The sequence below is a fragment of the Janthinobacterium agaricidamnosum NBRC 102515 = DSM 9628 genome (assembly GCF_000723165.1).
GTDB lineage: Bacteria > Pseudomonadota > Gammaproteobacteria > Burkholderiales > Burkholderiaceae_D > Janthinobacterium > Janthinobacterium agaricidamnosum.
Genome location: NZ_HG322949.1, coordinates 1,639,110 through 1,661,610 on the forward strand (window position 1 = coordinate 1,639,110; position 22,501 = coordinate 1,661,610).

Annotated in this window: 19 protein-coding genes; 7 read left to right on the plus strand and 12 right to left on the minus strand. The window is 61.3% G+C overall.

Translation table 11 applies throughout. The features are described from left to right. Positions 1-54: 54 nt before the first annotated feature. Positions 55-837: a 3-hydroxybutyrate dehydrogenase gene (locus GJA_RS06930; protein WP_038490317.1), complete on the minus strand. Its 783-nt coding sequence runs from the start codon at positions 835-837 to the stop codon at positions 55-57. 1 nt (position 838) lies between these two features. After that, complete coding sequence (locus GJA_RS06935) at positions 839-1,594, minus strand: acetoacetate decarboxylase (RefSeq protein WP_038490320.1); 756 nt, start codon at positions 1,592-1,594, stop codon at positions 839-841. Between the two features lie 475 nt (positions 1,595-2,069). On the opposite strand from GJA_RS06935, the gene GJA_RS06940 reads away from it, so the two are divergent. Beyond that, positions 2,070-4,331 (plus strand): TonB-dependent receptor domain-containing protein, encoded by a 2,262-nt coding sequence (locus GJA_RS06940; protein WP_167541087.1) that lies wholly within the window; start codon positions 2,070-2,072, stop codon positions 4,329-4,331. A gap of 5 nt (positions 4,332-4,336) precedes the next feature. Here the strand turns inward: GJA_RS06940 and GJA_RS06945 are convergent, their stop codons facing one another. Beyond that, positions 4,337-5,695, minus strand: a complete 1,359-nt coding sequence (locus tag GJA_RS06945) for a diguanylate cyclase domain-containing protein (RefSeq protein ID WP_038490323.1) — start codon at positions 5,693-5,695, stop codon at positions 4,337-4,339. A gap of 651 nt (positions 5,696-6,346) precedes the next feature. Between GJA_RS06945 and GJA_RS06950 the strand changes: the two genes are divergently transcribed. Continuing rightward, on the plus strand, positions 6,347-6,847 hold the full coding sequence (locus GJA_RS06950; RefSeq protein ID WP_038490326.1) for a (2Fe-2S)-binding protein: 501 nt from the start codon (positions 6,347-6,349) through the stop codon (positions 6,845-6,847). After that, entirely contained in the window at positions 6,837-9,041 is a 2,205-nt protein-coding gene (locus GJA_RS06955) for a xanthine dehydrogenase family protein molybdopterin-binding subunit (protein WP_051780395.1), read from the plus strand. Before GJA_RS06950 ends, GJA_RS06955 begins: the two co-directional genes overlap by 11 nt. Before the next feature lie 99 nt (positions 9,042-9,140). On the opposite strand, the gene GJA_RS06960 is transcribed toward GJA_RS06955, so the two are convergent. The 3 genes from GJA_RS06960 to pdxR all read right to left on the minus strand — a co-directional run bounded on the left by GJA_RS06960 (position 9,141) and on the right by pdxR (position 11,481). Beyond that, positions 9,141-9,461: a DMT family transporter gene (locus tag GJA_RS06960; RefSeq protein WP_038490329.1), complete on the minus strand. Its 321-nt coding sequence runs from the start codon at positions 9,459-9,461 to the stop codon at positions 9,141-9,143. Between the two features lie 13 nt (positions 9,462-9,474). Then, the gene (locus tag GJA_RS06965) at positions 9,475-9,936 is read right to left on the minus strand and encodes a carboxymuconolactone decarboxylase family protein (RefSeq protein WP_038490331.1); all 462 of its coding nucleotides are present in this window, start codon (positions 9,934-9,936) and stop codon (positions 9,475-9,477) included. A 126-nt stretch (positions 9,937-10,062) separates the two neighbouring features. Beyond that, positions 10,063-11,481 (minus strand): MocR-like pyridoxine biosynthesis transcription factor PdxR, encoded by a 1,419-nt coding sequence (gene pdxR / locus GJA_RS06970; RefSeq protein ID WP_038490334.1) that lies wholly within the window; start codon positions 11,479-11,481, stop codon positions 10,063-10,065. Between the two features lie 215 nt (positions 11,482-11,696). Between pdxR and GJA_RS06975 the strand changes: the two genes are divergently transcribed. Then, on the plus strand, positions 11,697-12,317 hold the full coding sequence (locus GJA_RS06975; RefSeq protein ID WP_038490337.1) for an FMN-dependent NADH-azoreductase: 621 nt from the start codon (positions 11,697-11,699) through the stop codon (positions 12,315-12,317). A 190-nt stretch (positions 12,318-12,507) separates the two neighbouring features. Here GJA_RS06975 and GJA_RS27160 read toward each other — a convergent pair whose 3' ends face one another. The 4 genes from GJA_RS27160 to GJA_RS06990 all read right to left on the minus strand — a co-directional run bounded on the left by GJA_RS27160 (position 12,508) and on the right by GJA_RS06990 (position 16,032). Beyond that, a complete protein-coding gene (locus GJA_RS27160) occupies positions 12,508-12,909 on the minus strand; it encodes a hypothetical protein (protein ID WP_144241440.1) in 402 nt (133 codons plus the stop codon). 321 nt (positions 12,910-13,230) lie between these two features. Further along, positions 13,231-14,424 (minus strand): aminotransferase-like domain-containing protein, encoded by a 1,194-nt coding sequence (locus GJA_RS06980; RefSeq protein WP_038490340.1) that lies wholly within the window; start codon positions 14,422-14,424, stop codon positions 13,231-13,233. A 122-nt stretch (positions 14,425-14,546) separates the two neighbouring features. Next, positions 14,547-15,008: a RidA family protein gene (locus tag GJA_RS06985; RefSeq protein ID WP_038490343.1), complete on the minus strand. Its 462-nt coding sequence runs from the start codon at positions 15,006-15,008 to the stop codon at positions 14,547-14,549. 103 nt (positions 15,009-15,111) lie between these two features. Beyond that, on the minus strand, positions 15,112-16,032 hold the full coding sequence (locus GJA_RS06990) for a DMT family transporter (protein ID WP_038490346.1): 921 nt from the start codon (positions 16,030-16,032) through the stop codon (positions 15,112-15,114). A gap of 103 nt (positions 16,033-16,135) precedes the next feature. Between GJA_RS06990 and GJA_RS06995 the strand changes: the two genes are divergently transcribed. The 3 genes from GJA_RS06995 (at position 16,136) to GJA_RS07005 (ending at position 20,852) form a co-directional block, all read left to right on the plus strand. After that, the gene (locus tag GJA_RS06995) at positions 16,136-17,542 is read left to right on the plus strand and encodes an aminotransferase-like domain-containing protein (protein WP_051780397.1); all 1,407 of its coding nucleotides are present in this window, start codon (positions 16,136-16,138) and stop codon (positions 17,540-17,542) included. Between the two features lie 118 nt (positions 17,543-17,660). Continuing rightward, positions 17,661-19,577: a molecular chaperone HtpG gene (gene htpG / locus GJA_RS07000; protein WP_038490349.1), complete on the plus strand. Its 1,917-nt coding sequence runs from the start codon at positions 17,661-17,663 to the stop codon at positions 19,575-19,577. A gap of 255 nt (positions 19,578-19,832) precedes the next feature. Then, entirely contained in the window at positions 19,833-20,852 is a 1,020-nt protein-coding gene (locus GJA_RS07005; RefSeq protein WP_038490352.1) for a hypothetical protein, read from the plus strand. A 46-nt stretch (positions 20,853-20,898) separates the two neighbouring features. Here GJA_RS07005 and GJA_RS07010 read toward each other — a convergent pair whose 3' ends face one another. After that, positions 20,899-21,582, minus strand: a complete 684-nt coding sequence (locus GJA_RS07010; protein WP_038490355.1) for an MgtC/SapB family protein — start codon at positions 21,580-21,582, stop codon at positions 20,899-20,901. A gap of 71 nt (positions 21,583-21,653) precedes the next feature. Next, positions 21,654-22,493, minus strand: coding sequence for a tryptophan 2,3-dioxygenase (gene kynA / locus GJA_RS07015; RefSeq protein WP_038490358.1), 840 nt, complete (start codon positions 22,491-22,493; stop codon positions 21,654-21,656). Between the last annotated feature and the right edge of the window lie 8 nt (positions 22,494-22,501).

A 22,501-nucleotide genomic window follows, 5' to 3' on the forward strand; every position in this document is an offset into this window, starting at 1 on the left:
GCGGCAATAAATTGCCTCGTAATCGTGGTCTGCCCCCGGTTTTTTAACGCGGAGTTACTGCATGAACCACCCGTGACTCACCACGATCGATTGTCCGCTCAGCGCCTTCGACGGGAACGCCGCCAGGAAGATCGCGGTTTGCGCGACGTCCTGGGTGGTGGTGAATTCGCCGTCGATGGTGTCTTTCAGCATCACTTTCTTGATCACGTCTTCTTCGCTGATCTTCAGTTGCGCGGCCTGCTCAGGGATCTGTTTGTCGACCAGCGGCGTGCGCACGAAGCCCGGGCAAATCACGTTGGCGCGGATGTTGTCCTTGGCGCCTTCCTTGGCCACCACTTTGGCCAGGCCCAGCAAGCCGTGTTTCGCGGCGACATAAGCGCTCTTGAATGGCGAACCTTCGTGCGAGTGCACCGAACCCATGTAGATGATGGCGCCGCCTTTGCCGCCCTTGATCATTGCGCGCATGCAGGCGCGGGTGGTCAGGAAGGCGCCGTCGAGGTGGATCGCCAGCATTTTTTTCCACTGGTCGAATGCATAGTCGACCACCGGACTGATGATCTGGATGCCGGCGTTGCTGATCAATACGTCGATGCCGCCGAATTCGGCCACTGCATCGGCCACGCCCTTGTCGACCTGTTCTTCGCTGGTCACGTCCATCGCCACCGCGAACGCCTGGCCGCCGGCCGCCTTGATTTCATTGGCGGTTTTGGTGGCCGCGTCCAGCGCCAGGTCGGCGATGACGACTTTGGCGCCTTGCTTGGCGTATTCCAGCGCGATTTCCTTGCCGATGCCGCTGGCCGAACCGGTGATGAGGGCGACTTTGTCCTTGAGTTGCATATTATTTCCTTGAGTTTGACGGGTTGAGATAATCATACGCGACAGTTCCGAGCGGCAAAGTTAAATCTGCCAGGATATGCGTCGCCGAGATAATTTCCAGCACCGGCAACGCCGCCACCGGCGCCAGTGCGTGCGGATTCAGGTCGAGCGCGCCGGGTCCGGTCCACGCGCCCTTGACGGTGATATCGGTCAGGCTATATTGCACCAGTTCGCAGATGCGCGGGGTGCCATCCACATGGGGGATGATCTTGAGTAAAAAAGCCGGCGTTTCCAGCGCTTTCCTGGCGGCCGCCAGATCCATGGCGCGGTGTTTGTAGCCCATGGTGCCGGTGGCGACGCGGAAGTCGCTGTAATCGAGCGTGCCGCTCAGCGTGTCCTTGTGGATGCGCAATTCCGGGTCGCCCAGTTTTTTCGGGAAACCCCATAATTCGCGTCCGCCGGCGATCGGCGGATGGTCGTTCAGATACATGCCGAGCACGTAGCCGCCCGCCACGCCGTTGAGCGTGACCGGGATCACCTGGCCGGATTCGCAATAGTGGCCGAAGCCGGTCGAATCGGGCATGTTGATGAACTCGAAGCGCACCACCGGTTCGACGAATTCCAGCGGCGCCGGGATCAGCGCGCGCAAGGCGTCCGGATCGGTGCGGTAGCTGATGATCAGGTATTCGCGGTCGACGAAGCGGTAGGGGCCGGGCGGAAAAGCGGGACTGTTGATGGGCATGGCAAAAGCATTGCGGAGGACGTCGTCTTCGGTCATAGCGTAAAAGCTCCCGGTTAGCGATTCAGTGATGCCGCGATGAAGAGCGTGCTGACGCTTCGCCGCGTACCGGGGCAGTATAGCTAGAAATCGGTCCCGGCATCCGTCCTGCTGAGCTTTTGCTGCAATGCAAGGCGACGCCAGGCATCCACATGCCGGGCAAGGCCGGGCTTAATGTTAACTATGGTTACCCATGGCGCTTGCAATGTGGTGATTGAAATTTTATTGCGAATAATTCTCATTCAATATATGATGTCATTCGTTCCACAGAGCAACAACGTGGATGCGGCAGCACTATAAATCAGCAGCCCGGCGCATGCGTGCGCGGGCAGGCAGGCACCCTCCTTCCGACACCAGCATGGTATCCCCAGCCGTTGAGGGAGGTGCATGGAACCCACTTCCCCGACGAAGCGGCTCCGGTGGCGGAATGTCCGTTGCAGGGCGCGCTTCCGACTCTTGTTTGGTAAGGACTGAAATGAAGATGAAGCAGCGCGGCGCCTGTGTGGTGCGGCCGATGGTGTTGGCGTTGGCGATGGCTTTTTGCGGCCATGCGGTGGCGGCCGATGAAGAAACAACACCGGAAGTGGTGTTGCCGGCCATCAGCGTGTTCGGCGATACCATCAGCGCCGCCAATGTCGGCCGCTCCTACCTGAAAAGCGAAGACGTCGAGCGCCAGCAAGCGAATAACGTCGCGGCCTTGCTCGACAACTTGCCCGGAGTCGACCTGGCCGGCACGTCGCGGCCGAGCGGCCAGACTTTGAATATCTGGGGTTTTAATAAGGTGCAGGACGTCAAGGTGATTCTCGACGGCGTGCCGAAGGGGTTTGAAAAATACCGCCAGGGATCGATTTTTGTCGAGCCGGAATTGATCAAGCAGATCGAGGTCAACAAGGGGCCGCACACTTCGCTGTACGGCAATGGCGGCTTCGGCGGCGTGGTGACGATCGACACCAAGGACGCCAGGGACATGCTGAAGGGCGAGGCCAACGTTGGCGCCTTCGTCAAATATGCGCACCAAAGCAATAACGCCGAAAACGATGCGACGGTCGCCGTGTATGGCCGCACCGAAGACGGCCGCTACGACGCGATGGCCTATGTCACGCAGCGCAAGTCGGGCGACCTGGAAAAGCCGGACGGCAAGCCGTTCCGCTTTTCGGCGGTCGATACGCCATCGAGCCTGATCAAGCTGAATGTCCGGCTGACCGATGAACAATTGCTGACGCTGTCGGCGATGCGCGGCCGCAGCACCGGCTGGGGACCGTTCGCGGCGCTGGGCGAAGACGTGCCGGTGCCGACCGACGCCGAAATCAAGAAATACGGCTGGGATGAGGCGTGGCAACGCAAGGCGGTGTACCGCGACCAGCAAGACGATACCTATGCCGTCAAATGGCATTACGCGCCGCGCGACAATCCGCTGGTCAACCTGACCGCCACCTATGGCCGCTCCTATACCGAGCAGCACGACAAGCGCCCGGACAGCGCGTCGCAAGCGTCGTTCCTCGGTTCGCTGGGCAATGAAAGCTGGGCCTCGTACAACGACCAGCTGGCCGAAGTGCGCAATGAAAGCCTGTTTTCGACCGGTGCGCTGGCGCATGTGCTCAGCATCGGCGCGCAATGGCACAAGAACGTGCGCGATACGCTGATGTATTATCCGTCGCCGTCGGCCTTGAAAGATCCGACTTATAACTTCGGTTATTTCCAGCCGTATTACATGCCGGCCGGCCAGCAAAAGACCGAGGGCCTGTATCTGCAGGATGCGATGACCTACGGTTCCGTGACGATGACGGCGGCGCTGCGCTACGACCGCGTGACGACGCAAGGCGTACCGAACGTCGCGTCGCGCTACAACAGCCCGCTGCCGGCCGCCGGCCACGATTTCCGCGCGGTCACGCACAGCGACTGGTCGCCGCGGGTCGGCCTGTTCTGGAAAGCCACCAGCAGCCTGGCGCTGTTCGCCGATGCGAGCCGCACCTGGCGCGCGCCGACCATCGATGAAATGTTTTCCAATGAATTTTACGTGACGCCGGCGCTCAGTTCGTCGACCCCGGGCACCAGCCGCGACTTGAAAGTCGAGCGCATCACGGCCGTGCGGCTCGGTGCGATGGCCAGCCGCAAGGGCTTGTTCAGCGAGCGCGACGACGCGCAAGTGCGGCTGACCTTTTACCAGAACCGCGACAGCGACAATATCGGCCCGCGCCTGGGCGTGCTGGTGTACGGCTACGTGCCGGGCAGCGGCATGAAGCTGCCGCCGGGCTTGTCGGACTACCGCAACCTGAGCGGTTTCCGCACCGCCGGCATGGAGCTGGAATCGTTTTATAACACGCCGGATATGTACGCCAGCGCATCGCTGTCGATGCAGACCGGCCGCCGCAACGGCACCCAGCGCGATCCATGGGGCGACGACGAACCGGTGGCGACGATAGCGCCGAACAAGCTGATCACCAGCCTGGGCTGGAAGTTGCCGGTGCCGGGAACGACGCTTGGATGGCAGGGCAAATTCGTCTCCAAACAAGACAAGCTGTTACCGTTGGGCAGTTTCTACCGCTTGCCGCCGTCGCAGGGTTATGGCTTGCACACGCTGTTTGCTTCCTGGCATGGCAGCCAGGGCGTCTGGCGCGATACCGATCTGCGGCTGACGGTCGACAACATCTTCAACCGCGACTACAAGCCGTATCTGAGCGAAGGCGTGACGGGCGTGGGGCGCAACTACAAGCTGAGCTTGTCGCGTTCGTTTTAAATTTTTCAACGCATCACAATCGCCTTGACGGTTTCCCACGCGGCGCTGCCCGAGTGGGTCGCGCGCACCTGGTTGCGGCCGCCTTCCTTGGCGGCGTACATGGCGCGGTCGGCGGCGACGAACAGGGCTTCCTTGTCATCGAGCTGGTGCGGCTGGATGGTGGCCACGCCGATGCTGACGGTGATCCAGCCGGACGTCGCCGAGCGCGGATGCGGCAATTGCAGCGCTTCGATATCGACCCGTATCGCTTCGGCCAGGCTCAAGGCCACCGTGGCGTCGGTATCGGCGAACAGCAACACAAATTCCTCGCCGCCATAGCGCGCCGCCAAGTCGCCCGGGCGGCTGGCGTGCGACGCGATGGTTTGCGCCACTTGCTGCAAACACAGGTCGCCGGCCGGATGGCCCAGCGTGTCGTTGTAGAGCTTGAAATGATCGACGTCGAGCACCACCAGCGACAGCGGCGCGCCGCTGCGCACCGAACGCTGCCACTCGCTGTCGAGGAAGCTGTCGAAATGGCGCCGGTTGGCGATCTTGGTCAGCGGGTCGAGGTAGGCGGCGCGCTGCAACGCGTCTTCCGACTGCTTGTGATGGGTGATATCGTGCAGCAAGCCGATGTACAGCGGCTCGCGCAAATACATCGGCGTCAGCGTCAGGTCCATGCTCAGCGTGGCGCCGTTCTGGTGGCGGATCGCCACTTCGCGGGTGCCGTGGTTGTGCGCGGTTTCCGGATTGGCCGCATACATCGCGAAATAATCCAGATATTCCTGCGTCACCAGCGGGCTCAGCAAATCGCCGATGGAACGGCCGGCCAATTCGTTTTCGCGGTAGCCCAGGTAGTGGTCGCAAGCCGGATTGGTGAACTGGATGCGGCCGTCGGCCTCGATGATCAGCAAGCCTTCGGCCATGTTGTTGACGATGGTGCGCAGGCGCTCGGCCTGCTCTTGCTGGGTTTCGCTGTTGCTGCGGATTTGCAGCTGGCTGCGCACGCGCGCGCAGACCTCGGCCAAACGCAGCGGCTTGCTGATGTAATCGACGGCGCCGATATCGAAACCGGCCACCACGTCGTCGGTATCGGTCTTGGCGCTCATGAACATCACCGGAATGCGCTGCGTCAGCGGATTTTGCTTGAGGCGGCGGCACGTTTCAAAACCATCGACGCCGGGCATCATCACATCGAGCAAGATCAGGTCCGGGTGCGCGCGCGCGGCAATTTCCAGCGCGCGCTCGCCGCAGGTGGCGACAAAGGTCTGGTAACCCTGTGCACTCATCATTTCACGCAGCAGCGCCAGGTTGGCCGGCGCGTCATCGACAATCAAGATCGCGGCCTTGCGCCGCTGTGACAACTCCACACTGCTTGAACTCATTGCCTTGCCTTTTCCGATGTGCTGCACAGGCCCGCGTTTGCTACCGCTGCTGCCAATTGATGCGGCCTGGCAGGTGGTATTAATGCGTGTTGGCAAATGCTGGCCTGATCAAAAGTGACTCTTCGTCCAAATCATACCGCTTTGTTAATTTTATTTGTTAAAAATCCTACGTGACTTTTTTTGAAATAGGCAGATGATGTAGAGTTTTTAGCAACAAATATCCCAAACTGACGGGCTGTACATCACTGTTGGTTAATTTTCATGGCTGCGATGTGGTCGTCATCACGCGCTTGCCTGCTAAGAGCCTATCCCAGTAGATGAATACGCCCTCTTCTGGCGCCCCTCAGTAGCGGGGACTGCGTTGCTCGTCGTCGCGTGGCTCGCCACGCTTGCTCCTCACGCCTGGTCCGCGCTGCTGATGCGCTGCCAGCAGAAGACGCTCACTACTGGGATAGGCTCTAAGGCCATGCTGTTTTTACAGCCTGGGATCGCAAATTGGCACGGCCTGCTCCCGGATTGGCCCGAAACGAGGCCGATACGACCTTTTTATTTTGCCGCTCTCTGGCAACATCACCGGTTGCGCTTGCATGCATGGCCGCGCCGGGTTGCGCCTGGGTTCAGGCGGACGGCATGCGGCTGCATGCTACGAGAATGACCACGAGGAGAAAAAGTGTGAAGATCAATGGAGAAATAAAGACGCTTGACGTCGATGGCGACACGCCGGTGTTATGGGCGATACGCGACGTGCTCGGCATGACCGGCACTAAATTTGGTTGCGGCAAGGGGTTGTGCGGCGCGTGCACCGTGCATATCGACGGCGTCGCCACCCGCTCGTGCATCACCAGCGTGGAATCGGTGGCCAGGTCCGAAGTCCGCACCATCGAATCGCTGGCCGATACGCGGATCGGCCGGGCCTTGCAGGCGGCCTGGCTGGAACTCGACGTGGTGCAATGCGGTTATTGCCAGTCGGGCCAGTTGATGTCGGCTGCCGCCTTGCTGGCGAAAAACAAGGCCCCCAGCGACGCCGATATCGACGATGCGATGAGCGGCAACATTTGCCGCTGCGGCACCTATGTGCGCATCCGCGCCGGCATCAAGACCGCGGCCCGGATGCTGTCCACCGGAAAACTGGAGGTGGGCCATGCTGTTTGACCGCCTGAACATGCATCAGCAGGATGATGCAGTTCCCAATGTTTCGCGCCGTAATTTCCTGGGCGCCAGCCTGGCCGCCGGCGGCGGTTTGCTGATCAGCGTGGGGCTGGGTGCCGTGCCCGGGGCGGTATTCGGGGCTGGCAAGGCCGATGGCGCAGCGGCATTCGAGCCGAACGCCTTCGTGCACATCGGCACCGACGGCAAGGTCACGCTGACCATGCCGTACATCGAAATGGGGCAGGGTACCTACACGGCGATTCCGATGCTCATTTCCGAAGAGCTGGAAATCGGCTTGCAGCATGTACGCCTGGAACATGCGCCGCCCAACGACAAGCTGTACGCCAACGGCATCCTCGGCTTCCAGGTGACCGGCGGTTCGACCACCATCCGCGGCGCGTTCGGACCGATGCGCCGCGCCGGCGCGGTCGCGCGCCTGATGCTGGTCGCGGCCGCCGCGCGACGCTGGCAGGTCGACGCATCGTCTTGCCGCGCCGAACGCGGCGAAGTGATCCACCAGGCCAGCGGACGCCGCCTGGCCTATGGCGCGCTGGCGACCGACGCGGCGGGTCTGGCCATGCCGCAGGCCGACCAGGTCGCGCTGAAACCCGGCGCCGACTTCAAGCTGATCGGCACGCCGGCAAAACGGCTCGATTCGCCGGCCAAGGTCAATGGCACGGCCTTGTACGGCATCGACGCCAGGGTGGCCGGCATGAAAATCGCCACGCTGGCCCAGTCGCCGGTGTTCGGCGGCAAGCTGCGCAGCGTCGACGACAGCAAGGCCAGGGCGGTGCGCGGCGTGCGCCAGATCGTCAAGCTCGATGATTGCGTGGCGGTGGTCGCCGACCACATGGGCGCCGCCAAGAAGGGCCTGGAGGCATTGCTCATCGAATGGGACGATGGCCCGAACGGCAAACTGAACACCGCCGATATCGTGGCCGACATGCGGCGCGCTTCGGCGCAGCCGGGCGCGGTGGTGCGCAGCGAAGGCGACAATGCCAAGGCGATGCAGCAAGCGGCAACACGTCTGGACGCGGTGTACGAATTGCCGTTCCTGATCCACGGCGCGATGGAGCCGCTGAACTGTACCGTGCACGTGCGCAAGGATCGTTGCGAAGTGTGGGTAGGCACCCAGGTGATCACCCGCGCGCAGGCCGCCGCGGCGGCCGTGACCGGCTTGCCGGTCGAAAAAGTGACGGTGCATAACCATTACCTTGGCGGCGGTTTCGGACGCCGGCTGGAAGTCGACAGCATCACCCGCGCGGTGCAAATCGCGCAGCACGTCGATAGCCCGGTCAAGATCGTCTGGAGCCGCGAAGAAGACATCCAGCACGATATGTACCGGCCGTATTTCTATGACCGGGTCAGCGCCGGACTCGATGAGCAAGGCTTGCCGGTCGCGTGGTCGCATCGCCTGACCGGTTCGTCGATCCTGAAGCGCTGGTATCCGCCGCTGTACAACAAGGGTTTTGATCCGGAAACCATCGATGGCGCCGCGCATCCGCCGTATGCCTTGCCGAATATCCTGGTTGATTACGTCAACCACGAACCGGCAGTGCCGACCGCGTTCTGGCGCGGCGTCGGGCCGGCGCACAACGTGTTTGTGGTTGAAAGTTTTATCGACGAACTGGCCGCCGCCGCCGGGCAGGATCCGGTGGCTTACCGCAGCGCTTTGCTGAAAGAAAACCCGCGCGCGCTGGCGGTGCTGCAACTGGCGGCCGGCAAGGCTGGCTGGGGCAAGCCGATGCCCAAGGGAGCAGGGCGCGGCGTGTCGCTGCAATTCGCGTTTGGCACTTATCTGGCGCTGGTGGCCGAGGTGGCGGTCGCACCGGACGGCACGGTCAGCGTCAAGCGGGTGGTGGCGGCGGTCGATGCCGGCGTGATCGTCAATCCGGACACGGTGCAGGCGCAAATGCACAGTGCGATCATCTTCGGCATCTCGGCTGCGCTGTATGGCCAGGCGACGCTCAAGGATGGCCGCATCGAGCAATCGAACTTCCATGACATGCGGGTGGTGCGCATGTCGGAAACGCCGCTGCTGGAGATCCATATCGTGTCCAGCAAGGAAGCGCCGGGCGGCATGGGCGAACCGGGCACGGCAGCTTTGCCGCCGGCGCTGGCCAATGCAATTTTTGCGGCGACCGGCAAGCGCTTGAGGAAGTTGCCGATCGATGCGGACTTGCTGAAGTCCGCTTGAGTGAAGTGAATAGATCAGCTGGATAGATCAGCTGAATAAGCCAGGCTGGCGGCGCAGCACCACCAAGCTTCAGGGTGGTGTCGCCGCCAGCCGGCTGGCTCAGTTTCCCGAGACCAGTTTGAGTCCGGTCACGCCGGCCAGTATCAGCACGATGCAGAAGATCCGCAGCGGCGCGGCGGAGTCGCCCAGCAGTACGATGCCGATGATCGCCGTGCCGGCCGCGCCGATGCCGGTCCAGACCGCGTAGCCGGTTCCGACTGGCAATGTGCGCAGCGAGAATGACAGCAGAATCACACTCGACAGGCCGGTGGCGACCGTCAGCAGCGACGGTAGCAGGCGCGTAAAACCTTCGGACGACTTCATGCCGAAGGCAAAGGCAATTTCAAGAATGCCGGCGATACCAAGCAGCAGCCAAGCCATGGCGGCAGCGTGTTTACGCGTGGGCCGCGGCAGCGGCGGCAGGCGGGACGCGGAACGATACGCCCAGGCGGTTAAACGCGTTCATCAAGCCGATTGCATAGGTCAGGTCGGCAACTTCCTTGTCGCTGAATTCGGTAGCCACGGCGTCATAGGCGGTATCGGGCACGCCGGTGTCGGCGACGCGCGTGACCACTTCGGCCCAGGCCAGCGCGCTGCGTTCACGGGCGCTGAAGACGGCGCCGGCGTCGTGCCACACTGGCACCAGCACCAGCTTGTCGACCGCCAGCCCGTTATTGAGCAGGTCGCGGGAATGCATGTCGATGCAAAAGGCGCAGCCATTGATTTGCGACACCCGCAGATACACCAGGTCGACCAGTTGTTTTGGCAGGCCGCTCTTATGGATGCTGGCATGCACCGCGCCGAACGCCTTGTAGATGTCCGGAGAAACCTTGGTGTAGTCGATACGATTGCTCATGATAAGTTCCTTGTTGATGTGTTGTTGAAGGACTCCATGGTGCTGCATCTTGGCCTATTCGAGAAGAGCCATAATATGAGTTGTGGACTAGGGCATGATGGTCTTGACGGCGGCCGCCGCCCCATCTTACATCAGCGTCAGTATTCGTCGTCCCAGGGTTTCTGCGGTGTGGCGCGAGTCGATATTGGTAAAGTTGAGCAGCAGCGCGGACGCCTCGTCGTTCTTCCTGGACCAATCCGTCAGCGCCTCGCCGGCCAAACCCTGCTGGCGCATCCGCGTGACCAGTTGACGATCCGGTTGCCGGTCTTGCAAACGCAGGATCAGGTGCATGCCGCCAACTTGTCCATCGATGCGCACATGCTTGCCCAGCACGCTTTCCAGGCCCGCCGTCGCCGCATCGCGCCGCTCGGCATACAGCCTGCGCATGCGCTGGATATGGCGCGCGAAGTGGCCTTCCGTGATGAACGCCGTCACGATCGCTTGCGTCAACTGCGGACTGCCTCCGGCAAAGGCTTGATTGATTTGCTCAAAGCGCTCGACCTGGGATGCCGGCACCAGCAGGTAAGCCAGCCGGATGCCGGGAAACAGCACCTTGCTGAACGTGCCGGCATACAGCACGCGGCCATCGCGGTCCAGGCTCTTTAATGCGGGCAGCGGCCGGCTGACATAGCGGTACTCGCCGTCGTAGTCGTCCTCGATCACCCAGGCGTCGTTGCGCGCCGCCCAATCCAGCAGCTCCAGCCGGCGCGGCAGCGACAAGGTCACGCACAGCGGACTCTGGTGGGCCGGCGTGACCACCGCCGCGCGCGCCCGTGGCGCCGCCCTGATGCCGTCTGCCACGCACAAACCGTCGCCATCGACCGGCACCGGGACGGTGCCGATCTGCAGGCGTTCCAGCAAATCCCGGGTCGGCGGATAGCCCGGGTCTTCGGTCCACACGCGATCGCCAGCTTTCAGTAATGCATGCGCGATCAGCTCCATGCTATGGCGGTAGCCGGACGTGACGAAGATCTGCGAGGCCGAGCAATGAATCCCGCGCGACATGTGCAGATAGGCGGCGATCGCGGTCCGCAGTTCCGGCAAGCCGGAGACCGGCGGGTGGGCCATGTCCGCCGGCTGCGTTGCGCGCACGCAGCGCGCTCCGAGGCGCGCCCATATCTTGCGCGGAAACTCATCCAGCGCGGGCAAGCCCATCTGGAATGGCAGCACCGAATCCGGGCGAAAATTGTTGCCCGTGTCGCCATGCGGACGCGGCAAGGCGCTGGCGAGCGGCCCTCGCGGCTTCAGCCCCGGTGTCACGATGGTGCCGGCCTGGCCCCGCGCCAGGAGATAGCCCTCGGCGCCGAGCAGCGCATAGGCGGCTTCGATGGTGCCCCGGGCCAAGCCCAACTCCTTGGTCAGCGCCCGCGCCGACGGTATCCGGTCGCCCGGCTTTAATACCCCGCTGGCAATCGCGGCCCGGAACCGGTCGTAGATCTGGCGGTAAAAAGGTTCGGCCGCGGCTGGATCCAACGGCGAAATAGGGTTGCTCCGCGCCTTGTTCATGGCATAGTCAATTTTGTGGTTGATCGATCAATCGATTGTACCATTCGGCTACCTGCCGGATGCTGGTCCGATGATGCGCATGGATCAGTTCTAATGCTAATTCATGGATCATTTGAATAGTCCATCTGGTTTGTAGAATGACGGCTGTCTTGCGCTCAATGCCTGAGCTGGGCGTCAATCGCCTACACTACAATCACACCTGGAATGGATCAAGCATGAACATCCTGCATATCAGTTGCAGCCCTCGCGGGCAAGCCGCCGAGAGTTACCGGCTCTCGCAAAAAATCATCGGTTTTCTGCTGCAAAAGCAGCCATCGGCGACCGTCGTCAACCGGATGCTGGGCGAGGACGGCATCGCCCATGTCGACGCCAATTACGCGCTGGTCCAGCAATCGGCCGGCGCCGATATCGCGCCGGATGGCGCCATCGCCCGCTCCGAAGAGTTGATCCAGGAGCTGGAAAGCGCGGATGTGGTGGTGATCGGCACGCCGATGCACAACCTGTCGGTGCCGTCGGCGCTGAAGGCATGGATCGACCATGTGGTGCGGGCGCGCCGGACCTTCCACCTGACGCCGCAAGGAAAAGCGGGCGCGCTGCGCGACCGGCCGGTGCTGGTCGGCGTGTCATCGGGTGGCATCTATTCCGGCGAGCGCGCGCGCCAGCCGGATTTCCTGACGCCGTACCTGAAAATCGTGCTGGCCACCATCGGCCTGCATGACCTGACCTTCTTTTCGGTGCAGGGAACCGGTTTCGGGCCGGATGCGGTGGCCGAGGCCAGGAGCAGGACGGAGCAGGCATTGCAAGACTACTTTGCGGCGTTTTATATTCCTGCTTAGTTTGAGTCGCCGCCGTGCTTAGAGCCTATCCCAGTAGATGAATACGCCCTCTTCTGGCGCCCCTCAGTAGCGGGGACTGCGTTGCTCGTCGTCGCGTGGCTCGCCACGCTTGCTCCTCACGCCTGGTCCGCGCTGCTGATGCGCTGCCAGCAGAAGACGCTCACTACTGGGATAGGCTCTTATTACTTTGCTATAAGAGCCATGTCGTATTAGGACGAGTTCCGGCCACGCCAACCAAGCCCATGTGCGCTAACAATGGCAATAAATAATTGATGATCATGATATTGCTACCGTTGGCATGTCGTGTGCTAACACACAAGGCACTGGCTGCATTGATATCCTTGTTCGAGCCAATTTCACATGGGCGGATAGCGGTATGTAAATTTTGCGCTAAATAAAAGAATGCCTCGGCGAAGGCGGCTCGATTGATGCGAATTAAGGATCCACCTTGTGTGGTGATTGAAACGGCATCATTTTCGACCGATGTAATATTGAAGGAAGATCCTTTGGCATCATCGGGCGTGCTTAACGTGATACCGGCTTGTAAACTACCCCAGTGCTGCGCTAAAGTCGTATGGATTAATTGTTGCAAGTAAATCTCCTGATGTCACTGAACGTTTCAACGGCGCTAAGTAGGCTAAGTAGGTCGTGGAAAATGATTGTGAAGTTATGAAGAACAGAAGCGGATGCGCCGCAAGGCGCCCGTTGCGACGCAGTGCGAGCACTGCTGGCAGCGGGGACTGCGTTGATCGTCGTCGCGTGGCCCGCCACGCTTGCTCCTCACGCCTGGTCCGCGCTGCTGATGCGCTGCCAGCAGACGACGCTCACTACTGGGATAGGCTCTTAGCCTTTCGGCACGCGCCTGTCTTATTATGCACGTTATCGCGCACGTTATCCGTAACCTGCCCAACCATCAAATCTGCGCCGCAATCAGCCGGCCCAGGATCGCGATTCCCTGGCGTATCCGTTCCGGCGGCACTGTCACGAACGACAAACGCAGCGTATTGCTTTCCGGCGCGTTCGCATAAAACGGCGCGCCCGGCACGAACGCGACTTTGTTGACGATCGCTTGGTCCAGCAATTTCATTGCGTCGATATGTTTCGGCAGCGTTACCCAGATGAACATGCCGCCTTCGGGCCTGGTCCAGGTGACGCCTGGCGGAAAGTGTTCGGACAGCGCCGCCAGCATGGTCTGGCACTGCTCGCCGTACAGGGTGCGGATGTTCGGGATGTGGCGGTCGAGGAAGCCATCCTTGATGACTTCATGCACCACCATTTGCGTCAGTTGCGAGGTGTGCAGGTCGGCCGCCTGTTTCGCCAGTTCTAGGCGGCGCGCCAGCGGCGGCGGGGCCACCACGTAACCGAGGCGGATGCCTGGCGTCAGTACTTTGGAGAACGACCCCATGTAGATCACGCCGTCCGGATTCATGGTCAGCATTTTCGGCGACGGTTCGCCTTTGTAGTTGAGCGCGCCGTACGGGTCGTCTTCGATCAGCGGTAAACCGTGGCGGGCGCAGGTTTCCACCAGTTCCACGCGGCGCTCGACCGACAGGCTGCGGCCGGTCGGGTTCTGGAAATTCGGCAGCGCATACAGCAGGCGCGCGCCGTCGGCCACCTTCGTTACCGAACCTGGCAGCAGGCCCTGCTCGTCGGTTTCGACCGAGACGAATTGCGGACGGTACACCGAAAACGCTTGCAGCGCGCCGAGGTAGCTTGGGGTTTCGACCAGCACCCGGCTGCCTTCGTCGATCAGCACCTTGCCCAGCAAGTCGAGCGCCTGCTGCGAACCGGACGTCATCAAGACTTGCTGCGGCACGATGCTGGCGCCGTTGACGGACAGTGCATCGGCGATCCACTGGCGCAGCGGCAAATAACCGTCGGTCGGGCCGTATTGCAGTGCGGTCTTGCCGGTGGTGCTTAATACCTGGTCGAATGCCGCTTTCATCGCGTCGACCGGGAAGGTGGCTGGCGATGGCAAGCCGCCGGCGAAGGAAATGATTTCTGGCTGTTGGGTAATCTTCAGGATTTCACGGATGAAAGAGCTTTTCAACTGCTCGGCACGTTCGGAAAAATGCCACTGTATCGGATTTGGATTGTCAATTTTCATACGAGTCTCGCTAAAGAAAGTGCCGTGCGGAGCCCGGCCAGGTCATCAGCACGCTTGTGGCGGCTATTTACAATAGAACGGCGCCGGATAAGCGCCGTCCGTCGCTACGTTTGATCTGCTTGTTACGCCAGTTCGGCGATCAATTCAATTTCCACGCAGGCGCCCAGTGGGATTTGCGCCACGCCGAAAGCCGAACGGGCATGTTTGCCGGTCTCGCCGAACACCTGGCCCAGCAATTCCGACGCGCCGTTGGTGACCAGGTGCTGTTCGGTGAAGTCGGGTGTCGAATTGACCAGGCTCATCACTTTGACGATGCGTTTGACTTTGTTCAAGTCGCCGCCGCACGCTTCTTGCAGCGTGCCCATCAAGTCGATGGCGATGGCGCGCGCGGCGGCCTTGCCTTCTTCGGTGGAAATATTCTTGCCCAATTGGCCGGCCCACACGGCGCCGTCGGCTTTTTTCGCGAGATGGCCGGAAAGAAATACCAGATTACCGGTTTGCACGTACATGACGTAGGCGGCCGCCGGTTTGGCGGGCGCGGCCAGGGTGATGCCGAGGGTGTTCAGTTGTTCGTAAAATGACATGGCTGTTCCAATCTATTGTGTATTAATAATGTAATGTTACCAATGCTGCCAATGACATTGTACGACTTGCCAACAGTCATGCCCACTGATGTATTGAAATCGCTCAGCGTCGTATGCGCATCGTGCGTCCGATTGCCACCACCACGATCACCGCCAGCGCAAACAGCATGTTCTCCGATTCCAGCGCTTCACCGAGCAATACGGCGGCGCCGATCAGCGACAGGAAGGGCTGCACCAGCTGCACCTGGCCGACCCGGGCCACGCCGCCCAGCGCCATGCCGCGGTACCAGAAAAAGAAGCCGATGAACATCGAAAACACCGAAAGGTAGGCAAACCCCAGCCAGGATGCGGGGCCGGCGGCGGCGAACATCGCGCCCAGCGGCCAGCAATGCCAGATCATGTACGGCAGCAGGAACGGCGCCGACAGCACCAGCGCCCAGCTGATCACTTGCTGGCCGCCCATGCTTTGCGACAGCCGGCCGCCTTCGGCATAACCGATACCGGCCAGTATCACGGCGGCGAACATGGCCAGGTCGGCCAGGTGGAAGCTGCCGCCGCTCTGGCGCAGCGCAAAGGCGACCACCAGCGCCGAACCCAGCAGCGCCATGATCCAAAAGCCGATCGACGGTTTTTCATTGCCGCGCAACGCCGAAAACAGCGCGGTCGCCAGCGGCAGGATGCCGGTCAGCACCGCGCCGTGCGATGCGGGCAGGCTGCGCATGGCGATCGACGTCAGCCACGGAAAGCCGATCACGCAGCCGCCCGCGACCAGGGCCAGCGGCAACAGCGCCGATCTGGGCGGCAGCGGCGTGCGCTTCCACAGCAGCCAGAGGCCCGCCAGCGCCGCTCCCATCAGCGCCCGGCCCAGGGCGACGAAGGTCGGGTCGAGGTCGCGCACCGCGACGCGCGTAAAGGGCAGTGTCAGGCTGAAGATGGCCACGGCGATCAAGCCCAGCAGCATGCCGGCGGTTTCGTCGGACCAGCGCGAGGTGGATAGGGGCGGCGAAGGGAGGATGGTGCTCATTGATGCTCCATGGTGTTTGCAAATGTCATGGATCTATCCTAGACTATAAAACCAGTACAGTAACAATACACTTTTTCATATAATTTCGCACTGTGATGGTGATATGACCGATACATTGACCCTGTTGTCGCGCGATTCCGGCGAAACCTTGATCGAGCAAATCACCCGCTCGCTGATCGCCCGCATCGATGACAAGCTGCTGCGCGGAGGCACGCGGATGCCGTCGATCCGCCAATTCGCGGCGCAGCACCGGGTATCCTGCTTCACGGTAGTGGCCAGCTACGATAAATTGGTGGCGCGCGGTTACCTGGAATCGCGGCGCGGCGCCGGCTTCTTTGTGCGCGAGCGTTCGTCGCTGAATCCGCCGCCGTCCGGCGTGCATGCGGCCGGGCAGCCGGCGCTGGATGTGGTGTGGCTGGTGCGTAATATGTTCCGCCAGACGCCGTCCGACAATATGCCCGGCAACGGCATGCTGCCGCCTGAATTTCTCGATGGCGGACTGGTGGCCAATGCGTTGCGCGACGTCAGCCGCCACAATCCGGCGCTATTGCTCAATTACGGTGCGCCGCAGGGTTTCTTGCCGCTGCGCCAGCAATTGCAATTGAAACTGGCCGAGCTGGAAATCGCCGCCGCGCCCGAACAATTCGTCACCACCGTCGGCGTGACGCAGGCGCTGGACCTGGTGGCGCGCGAATTCACCCAGCCGGGCGACACGATTTTTGTTGATGATCCGGCCTGGTTTCTGATGTTCGGCTCGTTCGCCGCGCTGGGCCTGACGGTGATCGGCATTCCGCGCCTGGCCGACGGCCCGGACATCGCGCTGCTGGCGCAGATGGCGGCGCTGCACCGGCCCAAGCTGTTCGTCATCAATTCGGTGGTGCATAATCCGACCTCGACGTCGGTGTCGGCGGCCAAGGCGTTCCAGGTGCTGCGCCTGTCCGAGCAATATGGTTTCATCATCGTCGAAGACGATATCTATTGCGACCTGCACCCGGACAATGCGCGGCTGGCCGCGCTGGACCAGTTGCAGCGGGTGATTTACCTGGGCGGCTTTTCGAAGACGCTGTCGGCCAATCTGCGGGTCGGCTTCATTGCCAGCTCGCCCGAGCGGGCCCAGCGCCTGACCGACCGCAAGGTGCTGGCCACGCTGGCCAGCAGCGATATCGGCGAGCGGGTGGCGTATAAAGTATTGTCCGAAGGCCAGTTCCGCAAGCATGTCGAGCGGGTTCGCGGCCGGCTCGACAAAGTCCGCGAGCCGACTGTGCGGCAGATCGAACAAGCCGGCCTGAAGTTGCTGGGCGCGGCGCCGCAAGCGGGCATGTTCGTCTGGGTCGATACCGGTCGCGACACCAATGTGCTGACGGAAAAGGCGTTGGCCCGGGGCCTGCTGCTGGCGCCGGGCAGCCTGTTTTCGCCGCGCCAGTTGCCGTCGACGTGTATGCGGATTAATATCGCGACCGTGCAGGACGGGGCATTGTGGCGATTTTTGCAAGACGAATTGGAGCAGTAGCGTGAAATCTTGCCAAGATGCCTTGAAATTGCCGCGGCCACCCCCAACTCCCTGACATCCGTTCAATTCAGTACGATTCAGGACGATTCATTCAATTCATAAGACTATAGAGGTAAAAATGGCTGTCTCCGAAAAGCAAACCCTGGGTTTTCAAGCCGAAGTAAAGCAATTGCTGCAACTGATGATACATTCCTTGTACTCCAACAAGGAAATTTTCTTGCGCGAATTGATTTCGAACGCTTCCGATGCGTCCGACAAGCTGCGCTTTGAAGCGATCAATAACGATGCGCTGTACGGCAACGATCATGAATTGAAAATCAAGGTCAGCTTCGACAAGGAAGCGCGCACCATCACGATTTCGGATAACGGCATCGGCATGAGCCGCGACGAGGCGATTTCGCACCTCGGCACCATCGCCAAATCGGGCACCAAGGAATTCTTCGGCAAATTGTCCGGCGACCAGCAGCAGGACGCGGCCCTGATCGGCCAGTTCGGCGTCGGCTTTTACTCCGGTTTCATCGTGGCCGACAAGATCACCGTCGAAACCCGCCGCGCCGGCTTGCAGGCGTCGGACGCGGTGCGCTGGGAATCGGGCGGCGAAGGCGATTACAGCATCGAAGCGATCGATAAAGTATCGCGCGGCACCGACATCATCCTGCACCTGCGCGAAGGCGAGGACGAGTTGCTGTCGAGCTGGAAGATCAAGTCGATCATCCGCAAATATTCGGACCATATCTCGCTGCCGATCGTGATGCAGAAAGAAGAGTGGGACGAAGAGAAAAAAGAAACCATCGTCAAGGACGAGTTCGAAACGATCAACCAGGCCAGCGCCTTGTGGGCCCGCAGCAAGTCCGACATCACGCCGGAACAGTATGAAGAATTCTACAAGCACGTATCGCACGACTTCCAGGCGCCGCTGACCCACACCCATAACCGCGTCGAAGGCCGCAGCGAGTACACCCAATTGCTGTACATCCCGGCCAAGGCGCCGTTCGACATGTGGGACCGCAACAAGCGCGGCGGCATCAAGCTGTACGTCAAGCGCGTGTTCATCATGGACGACGCCGAGCAATTGCTGCCGGCTTACCTGCGTTTCGTCAAAGGCGTCATCGATTCGAGCGACTTGCCGCTGAACGTATCGCGTGAAATCCTGCAAGAGTCGCGCGACGTCAAGGTGATCCGCGAAGGGTCGACCAAGCGCGTGCTGGGCATGCTGGAAGAATTGGCGAATGCCGACGAGCAAGAGAAAAAAGACAAATACGCGACCTTCTGGACCGAATTCGGCCAGGTGCTGAAAGAAGGCATCGGCGAAGACACGGCGAACAAGGAACGTCTGTCCAAGCTGCTGCGTTTTGCGTCGACCCACGGCGACAGCGATGCCCAAACCACCTCGTTCGCCGATTATGTGGCGCGCATGAAAGAAGGCCAGGACAAGATTTATTATGTCACCGCCGACAATTACCGCGCCGCCAAGAACAGCCCGCACCTGGAAATCTTCAGCAAGAAAGGCGTGGAAGTGCTGTTGCTGACCGACCGCGTCGATGAATGGATGCTGTCGTTTATTCAGGACTTCGACGGCAAGGAACTGGTATCGGTGGCCAAGGGCGGCCTGGACCTGGGCAAGCTGGAAGACGAAGCCGAGAAAAAAGAGCACGAGGAAACCGAAACCTTGTACGCCGAGCTGGTCGGCAAGATGAAGACCGCGCTGGCCGACAAGGCCAAGGACGTGCGCGTGACGTTCCGCCTGACCGATTCGCCAGCCTGCCTGGTGGCCGATGAAAATGAATTGTCGGGCAACTTGCTGCGCATGTTGAAGGCGGCCGGTCAAAGCGCGCCTGAATCGAAGCCGATTCTGGAAATTAACCCGAACCACCCGCTGGTGACGCGCCTGAAATACGAAGACGCGGAAAACGGTTCCAAGTTTGCCGATTGGTCGCACATCCTGTTCGACCAGGCCTTGCTGGCCGAAGGCGGTGCGCTGACCGATCCGGCGACGTTCGTCAAACGCTTGAACGAATTGCTGCTGTCCAAGTAAGCGATTGCCGATGTTAAACCGGCGCTTTCCCGTAATGTGGGAAGCGCCGGTTTTTTTATGGGCGCGCAAAAAAATGGGGTTGAATTTCAGGCAAAGTTGATAGGGAAACTATAGTTAGACTGACATCGCTTCAATACAAGCAAGGGCTTGCGCGCTGTAGCCGGATCGCGTGATAAAATCGCACGCCATCAAGGGATGAACGCCGGATTTACGCTTCTGGTTTTAAGGAAGATAACTGGTTATAGAGGAATAGTAATGAATTCAGCAGTCAAATCCTGCATTGTCGCGCTGGCCTTGCTCATGCCCATGTCGGCCATGGCGCTGGTGCAGGAGAATGATGAGGCGGCCGCTGCGTCGGGCGAGCTCCTGCGGCGCCCACAGCCGGCGCGCTTGAGCGACGACGTGAAATTGCGCAGCGCGCTGGCCGGCTTTCTCGGTTATGGCCGCGGCAGTTATACCGAGGACGACGGTTTGCTGTTGGCCCAGGTGCTGGAAGCGCTGCGCTCGCGGCGCGACGTGACCCGCACCACCTTGCCGGACGGGCGCATGCTGCTGGCCTCGACCAACGAGCGCGCCCACGGCCGCGAACGGGCCGCCTTGCTGTTTGATAAAACCGGCATGCTGGCGGCGGTCGGGCTGGTGAATGGCCATTGCCACAACGATAAAAATGCTGCGCTGGTATGCAATAGCGATCCCAAGTCGGTGCTGACGATTTTCCATGAGGCGGGCGCCAGGACGGAAGAGACCGAACCGCTGGTCAGCTGGAGCCGCCAGTTGCCGCCGATGCTGGCGCTGATCGCCCGCGATCCGGAAACCAGCGCCGACGGCCAGCAAATCGCCGCCGTCGAATACGTGCAGACCCATCCGAATTTGCCGGGCTGGAGCAAGGAGCAATTGCCGCCGGCGTTCCCGTCGATCATGCTGCCGTTGCTGCTGGAACGGTCGGCGCTGGAATTGTCGGCTGGCGGCGGCAAGTATGTGTATCCGCGCATGTTCGCCGGCAAGCCGCAATTGAATGACCGCGACCGCGCCGAAGGCCGGCCGCCGCGCGACATCGAAGTAACGCTGCGCAGCTATGCCGCATTCCAGTCCGTGGTCGATACCTATCGCCAGCGGGTCAAGGGCGAAAAAGTGCAAATGCAGGGCAAGGACACCTTGCTGACCGGCGATGCCGGCAAGTGCAGCTACCGCATCCGCATCAAGGATGCCGGCGATGACGGCGTGGTCATCATCGTTGCCGGCTGGCACCGTAAATTACGCAGCCGGGTCTCCTGATCTCCTGATCTCCTGATCGCTTGTTTGCCGGCCGCGGCCGGGCCGCTCATGGTCCGGCCGGATCGGTATCCTTGACTTCCACCACGCCGGGAATCGCTTCGAGGCGTTTGCAGATCGCCGTGAACTGCACCGGCGACACGCGCGACAGCGCCACCGTCACTTCATCCATCTCCGATCCGGCTTTTTGCTGCAGGATGAAACGCGTCACGCGGGTCGAGCCGGCGCCCAGCGCTTCATGCAATACCGACAGCGGCAAGCTGTCGCGCGCGGCGCGGATGGTCAGTTCATGGCGCTGGCGGTTGCCGATGAAGCGCTTTTCAAGCGGCTTGATGCCGGCCAGGATGATCAGGATGATGATGGTCGCCGCCACCGCCGGGGTGTACAGGCCGCCGCCGACCGCCAGGCCGATGCCGGCCACCGACCAGACGCTGGCCGCGGTGGTCAGGCCGCGCACGATTTCGCCGCGCGCCATGATCGCGCCGGCGCCGAGGAAGCCGACCCCGGACACCACCTGCGCCGCCATGCGCGACGGATCGAGCGTCACGTTGGCCGCCAGCACATCCTTGAAACCATAGGCCGACACGATCATGATCAGCGTCGAGCCGACGCATACCAGCATGTGGGTGCGCAAGCCGGCGGCCCACGACAGGCGCTCGCGCTCATAACCGATCAGGCTGCCGAGCAAGGCGGAAAATGCCAGCCGTCCCACCAGTTCCCATTGTGTTTCCATCGGCTGTCCTTTGTCTATTCATTGATGGGAAAGAATATTACAGCAATGGAGAGAATGGCGGCGGCAGGTGTTTACAGGGCGGTGCGCAGCGAAAACAGTTCCGGGAACAGCACCACGTCGAGCATCTTGCGCAAATAGCTGACGCCGGCCGTGCCGCCGGTGCCGGTCTTGAAGCCGATGATGCGCTCCACCGTCGTCACATGGCGGAAGCGCCAGAAGCGGAATGCGGTTTCCAGGTCGACCAGTTTTTCCGCCAGTTCATACAAGGCCCAGTAGCGGCCCGGATCCTTATACACTTCCAGCCAGGCCGCCTTGACCGATTCATCGGCCGTGGTGGGCAAGGTCCAGTCGGGGTTCAGGCGCTGCGGCGCGATCGCCAGGCCGTTGCGGGCCAGCAGCCTGATCGATTCGTCGTACACCGATGGCGCGCGCAGCGCCGCATCCAGCTTGGCGTACGGCTCCGGCGCGGTGCTGTGGACGTTCAGCAGCGCCGCATTCTTGTTGCCGAGGATGAATTCGATTTCGCGGTACTGGTAAGACTGGAAACCGGACGACGCGCCCAGGTAAGGGCGGATCGCGGTGTATTCCGGCGGCGTCATGGTGGCCAGCACGTCCCAGGCGTGCACCAGCTGGTCCATGATGCGCGCCACCCGGGCCAGCATCTTGAACGCTGGCGGCAAGTCGCCGCTTTGCAGGTGGCTGCGCACGCCGTGCATTTCATGCAGCATCAGCTTCATCCACAATTCGCTGGTCTGGTGCTGCACGATGAACAGCATTTCATTGTGGTTCGGCGACAGCGGGTGCTGCGCGGTCAGGATTTTATCCAGCGCCAGATAGTCGCCGTAACTCATCGACTTGCTGAAATCCATCTGCGCGCCATGCCACTCGGCGCCTTCTTTTTTGTCGGTCATATTGGTTC